The organism is Rhizomicrobium sp. (assembly GCF_056722145.1).
Genome location: NZ_JBWZET010000257.1, coordinates 1 through 5,293, shown reverse-complemented (window position 1 = coordinate 5,293; position 5,293 = coordinate 1). Strand labels below are relative to the sequence as shown.

Below are 5,293 nucleotides of genomic sequence, written 5' to 3'. Positions count from 1 at the left end.
TGTCAATATATTCCTCTTTGATCTTGGGCATGATCGTCGCGTTGAAGTGCGCGCAGTGCGGACACGTCGGCGCGGCATATTCGAGCAGCGTGATCGGCGCTTTCGGATTGCCCAACGTGCGATCGTCGGAGCGCACGATGATGGCGGTGCTCGTCGTCTGCGCCGCGTTTTGCGAGCGGTTGAAATAGAAGTAGCCGCCAACGAACGCCACTGCGACAACCACGAGGCCGATCAGCAACTGGTTCTTCGACACCAGCGGCTTGGGTTCGTCGGGGACGGGCGGCGGCGTCGGGCCGGCGGCCTTCTTCTTGGGCGCAGCGGCCTGCACGCTGGCAGGCTGGGCGGCGCCGGCGCGGAGCAGGGCCCGGAGGGCGTCGATTTCGGCCCGTTCGGCGCGGGCGAGGTCGGTCTGGCCGGCGGCCGCGAACGATCCGGCCTGCTGCTCCCGTTCGCCGATCAGGACGGCAATGGCGCTCTGGATTTCGGCATCGCTGCCAGCGCCCGCAGCCGCCTGCACCGCTTCCAGGGTGGCGCGGCGTTTGGCGTTTGTGGTCGGCGTTGCCAGTAGGGCGTCGTCTAGCCGGTCCTTGAGGGCCATGGGAATCTCCAACAGGAGTGATTCGAAATGTGAGGCGGGACTATAGCCCGTCTTGCGCGCGGCAAGGCAAGCCGAGTCGGCCATGGGGCGAATCTGCCTGTGGACGGACCGCGCTTATTGCGCGGCGGTATTGCCCACGGAATTGATTCTTAGCCGCAGCACCTCCAGCCGCGACTGGCTGGTCGGCGGGAAGTTGACGACCTGGCCGTTCATAATAAAGGTCGGGGTGCCCTCGATCTGGTAGCGGATCTGGGCGTCCTGGCTGATCTCGTTAACCCTTTCGCGGGTCGCATTGTCGGCCATACAGGCCTTGGCTTTGTCTTCCGACAAGCCTTCGCGCGCCGCCAGCTTGACGATCGCGCCGGGGACGTCGGCGATCTGGTGGCCGTCCGGGTCCCACTGCTCCTGCTCGCGGAACATCATGTCGATATAGGGGAAGTAGCGGCCCTTGGGCAGGCAGCGGGCGACACCTTCCACGGCGCCGTCGGGAGCGCCGAGCGCATAGACGCGGAAGATGTAGAACACCCGGCCGGTGTCGATGAACTCGCGCTTGAAGGCGGGGAATTCGTCGGTGTTGAAGCGGGCGCAGATCGGGCACATCGGCGCGGCGTATTCGACGATTTTGATCGGCGCTTTGGGATTGCCCAGGGTGTGGTCGTCGGGGAACACGGTGACCTGTTCGGCTGCCGCCTGCTGCGAGAGATCGACCTCTTTTTCCGGTTTCACGGCGAAATAGACCGCGACGCCGAGCACCACCACGGCGACGCCGCCGAGGATCATCTGCAACTTGGTGAAGGCGAAGCCACCGCTCTTGCGGCTGGGGGCGGCCTTGGCGGACACCCCGGGAATGTGGCCCGGATCGGCCAACAGGCGCAGCGCCACCGCTTCATCGCGCTCGGCCTTGGCCTGGAGCGTCTGGCCGTTCTTCTCGAGCTGGACCGCCTTCTGCTCGCGCGCCTCGATCAGCCGGTTCAGCGCCGCCCCGATCCCTGCATCGGTATCGCCGGCATTGAGCGCGGCGTTGAGGATGTCGCGCCGGTGCGTGTTCTCGGCGGGCGTGGCGTTGAGGGCTTCGGTGAGGCGGTCCTTGAGGGTCATGGCCTGCGTATCCCAGCGTGTTGGCGGCGGTGGTGGCTTTCTAGCGCCGACTATCGCGTTTGACTATGCCTTGCCCGGGCCAGTCGCCACAACGCTTCACGAAGTCCCTCCGGGCCGGAATAGCTCTGGACCGGATCGTCGGGTGCGACCTCTTTGGCCGGCTTCAGTTGCGGCGGCTGCGGCGTGGGCTGAGTCAACGCTCCCTGGACGAATTTTAACCGGGCCACCGCCGGGCGGCCGAGATAGGTGTTGATGCGTTCCGCCAGCGCCCGGGTCTCGTGGCTGAGGAAGACCGCCGCCGCCGGTTCGGCGAGCAGGGTCAGGACGCCGCCGTGAGGCCCTCCGGTCAGTCGCAGCGGACGCGCCAGCCGCGCCACTTCGGCCCCGGCGATTTCCTCCCATCGCAGCACCAGCGTCGGATCAGAGAACCCGGCGCGCGCAAACGCCGCCGCGCCCACGACGCTGGCATCGCCACTGACGGCGGCCGCCCAGTTGCGCCGCTGCGGAGGAGCCTCGGGATCTTTCGGTTTGGCCATGGCTATTTCTTCTTGGGCGGCACTGGCGCGGCTTTGGCGAGGAGGGAGTCGATTTTCTTTTTCAGGATCGGCCAGGTGGCTTCGTCTTCGCCGGCGTAGGACTTGCCGCCGATGATGATGGTCGGCACCAGGCTGATGGTGTAGCGGTCGTTGGCGTCCTGGGCGAGGGCGTTGATGCGGTCGAGTTCCTTGTCGTCCTTCATGCAGCGCTTGGCGTCATCGGGCTTCATGCCGGCGATGCCGGCGAGCTGCACCAGCGCGGCTTCGACGTCGGGAATATCGTAGCTGGCGGGGTCCCACAGCGCCTGCTTGCGGAAGGCGAGGTCGAGGACGTCGTAATAGTGGCCGGGCTTTTGGCATTTGGCGAGGCCCGCCACGGCGCCGTCGGCCGGCGACAGCGGAAAGATGCGCACGACATAGAGCAGCTTGCCGGTGTCGATGTAGGCCTTCTTGATCTCGGGAAACACCGTCGCGGCAAAGCGGGCGCAGTGCGGGCAGGTCGGCGCGAGATATTCCACCACCACAACCGGCGCGTTGGGATCGCCGAGCGTGATGTCGTTCGGGAATACCTTTTCGCGCGGCGCCGCGACCGCCGCAGCAGCGAGCAAGACAAAGGCAGCGATTTTCATGGCGGCGAATTTCACTATGCTCTCCTCATGACTCTTTCCCCCGCCGCTGCACTGCTCGCCTGGTACGACCAGCATCGCCGCGTGCTGCCGTGGCGTGCTCCCGCCGGCCGGCGCGCCGATCCTTACCACGTCTGGCTGTCGGAAATCATGCTGCAGCAGACCACCGTCCAGGCGGTGGCGGGGTATTACCGCAAGTTCCTGACGCGCTGGCCGACGGTGGCCGATCTGGCGGCGGCCCCGCTCGACGAGGTGCTGGCGGCGTGGGCAGGGCTTGGCTACTACGCCCGGGCGCGCAACCTCCACAAGGCGGCACAAGTGGTCGCGGGGGAACACGGCGGACAGTTCCCGGCAACGGCGGCGGAATTGAAAAAGCTGCCGGGCGTCGGCGGCTATACCGCCGGTGCCATCGCGGCGATCGCCTTCGACCAGCCGGAAGCGGCAATGGATGCCAACGCCGAGCGCGTCGTGGCGCGGCTGTTCGCGATGGCCGAGCCGCTGCCGGGCGGCAAGAAGCGGCTGATCGAACTCGGGCATGCGCTGGTGCCACAAAAACGCGCCGGCGACTTTGCCCAGGCGATGATGGATTTGGGCTCGGCGATCTGCACGGTGAAGCGGCCGGCATGTCCGCAGTGTCCGCTGGCGAAAGGCTGCGCAGCGCGGGAGCAGGGCATTCAGGAAACGCTGCCGGTCAAGGCGCCGAAAATGGCGCGGCCGTTGAAACGCGGCGCAGCCTTCGTGGCGGTGATGGGAAATGCCGTGCTGCTGGTGAAGCGGCCGGACAAGGGGCTGCTGGCCGGCATGCTGGAGCCGCCGCAGGGGCCGTGGACAGCGGCTTTCCCGAAACGCGATGCCGCCCTGGCGCAAGCGCCGTTTCCGGCCGAGTGGAAAAAACTCGCCGGCGTGGTCCGGCACGGATTCACGCATTTCGAGCTGGAGGTGGAAGTGTGGACCGCGACGCTTGCACCTACTTGTCATCCCCGGCCGTCGGGCTTGAATGCCGCCGAAGAAATTGCACCGAACGCGTCCTTCGAATTCAGCGAAGCGCCGCCACCTGCGTCCCCTTCCCTCGGCCCGCTCAGCAGCTTCGCTGCCTCACCGTGCTCGCCGGGGATGATAGAAGAGTTTTGGGTGCCGCTGGATCGTCTCGGCGAGGTTGCGTTGCCGACGGTGATGAAGAAAATCATCGAACATGCTTTGCCCGACGAAGGGCCGTTGTTCCGGCGCTGATCAGCGAATGCAGGTGAAGCACGTCACCTTGCCGCTGCGGCTGTCGACATCGCCGCCGGCACTGATGCAGCGGCGCTCATCGCCGCTCGGCGCGAGCATAAAGGCCGACCAGCGCCGTCCGTGCAGTTCGGCGCGCCACGTCGCGGTGTGATGCAGCGCGGTGCACGCGGCCTTGACGCGGGCCACAGCCTCGGCCGCCGTGCGAACCGTGTCGCGCGATGTGGTGGACGGATGCACGCGATGATCGGCGGCGGCGTTTTTCTCGCCGACGGCAGCGGGCGTCAGAACGATGAGCGCACACAACAGGCAAATGCCGCGCATGAGGCCCCCCGGCCAGGACGCGCCATCATACGCCTGTCACACTCCAAACGAAAACACCCCGCCATGACGACGGGGTGCTGCCGTTGCTTTTTCCACCAGCCCAAACTTATGAAATGGACGCCCTGAGTTGCTGGCGCAGGACGTCAATCGGGATCAGTTTGCCCTTGTGTTCGTACTGCCAAAAGGTCCAGCCGTTGCAGGCCGGGGCGCCCTGCACATGGGCGCCCATCTGGTGAATCGAGCCGGTGGCATCGGCGCAGACGAGGGTGCCGTCGGCGCGGACCTTGGCCTTGTGGCGCTTCTGGGTGCCGTGCAGCACGGTTCCCGGCGGCAACAGGCCCCGTTCCACCACCCAGCCGAACGGAATGCGTGGCTCCGAACGTTTGGACTTGGTCACCTCCAGGCACTCGACCGGCGTCGGATCGATCGAGGCGATGCGCTGGCGCGCGGCGGAGGCATATTCCTTGTCGCGCTCGATGCCGATGAAGTGGCGGCCGAGCTTGCGGGCCACGGCGCCGGTGGTGCCCGAACCGAAGAACGGGTCGAGGATGACGTCGCCCGGCTTGGTGGACGACATCACGACGCGATAAAGCAGGCTTTCCGGCTTCTGCGTGGAATGGACCTTTTCGCCGTTGTCCTTCTTGAGGCGTTCCTTGCCCGAGCAGATCGGCAGATCCCAGTCGGAGCGCATCTGCAGGTCGTCGTTGAGCGCCTTCATGGCCTCGTAATTGAACGTGTACTTCTGATCGGGGTTCTTGGTCGCCCAGATCAGGGTCTCGTGGGCATTGGTGAAGCGCCGGCCGCGAAAGTTCGGCATCGGATTCGATTTGCGCCAGACGATGTCATTCAGCATCCAGAAGCCGAGATCCTGCAGGATCGAGCCC

The 5,293-nt window shown here is 66.0% G+C and carries 7 protein-coding genes; 1 reads left to right on the top strand and 6 read right to left on the bottom strand.

Annotated elements, in window-relative coordinates; all coding sequences use genetic code 11:
- The 4 genes from AC1P6P_RS13725 to AC1P6P_RS13710 all read right to left on the bottom strand — a co-directional run.
- Window positions 1-598: thioredoxin domain-containing protein (locus tag AC1P6P_RS13725; RefSeq protein WP_481403012.1), on the bottom strand; the 598-nt coding region annotated here is incomplete at its 3' end.
- A 114-nt stretch (window positions 599-712) separates the two neighbouring features.
- Window positions 713-1,696 (bottom strand): thioredoxin domain-containing protein, encoded by a 984-nt coding sequence (locus AC1P6P_RS13720; RefSeq protein WP_481403011.1) that lies wholly within the window; start codon window positions 1,694-1,696, stop codon window positions 713-715.
- A gap of 50 nt (window positions 1,697-1,746) precedes the next feature.
- On the bottom strand, window positions 1,747-2,232 hold the full coding sequence (locus AC1P6P_RS13715) for a DciA family protein (protein WP_481403010.1): 486 nt from the start codon (window positions 2,230-2,232) through the stop codon (window positions 1,747-1,749).
- 2 nt (window positions 2,233-2,234) lie between these two features.
- The gene (locus AC1P6P_RS13710) at window positions 2,235-2,876 is read right to left on the bottom strand and encodes a thioredoxin domain-containing protein (protein WP_481403009.1); all 642 of its coding nucleotides are present in this window, start codon (window positions 2,874-2,876) and stop codon (window positions 2,235-2,237) included.
- Window positions 2,877-2,888: 12 nt separating this feature from the next.
- Here AC1P6P_RS13710 and mutY point away from each other — a divergent pair, with 12 nt between their 5' ends.
- Window positions 2,889-4,088, top strand: a complete 1,200-nt coding sequence (gene mutY, locus AC1P6P_RS13705) for an A/G-specific adenine glycosylase (RefSeq protein ID WP_481403008.1) — start codon at window positions 2,889-2,891, stop codon at window positions 4,086-4,088.
- Here mutY and AC1P6P_RS13700 read toward each other — a convergent pair whose 3' ends face one another.
- Together AC1P6P_RS13700 and AC1P6P_RS13695 are read right to left on the bottom strand one after the other, a co-directional pair.
- Window positions 4,089-4,409, bottom strand: coding sequence for a hypothetical protein (locus AC1P6P_RS13700; RefSeq protein WP_481403007.1), 321 nt, complete (start codon window positions 4,407-4,409; stop codon window positions 4,089-4,091).
- A 106-nt stretch (window positions 4,410-4,515) separates the two neighbouring features.
- A partial coding sequence (locus tag AC1P6P_RS13695) for a DNA methyltransferase (RefSeq protein ID WP_481403006.1) occupies window positions 4,516-5,293 on the bottom strand: 778 nt, incomplete at its 5' end.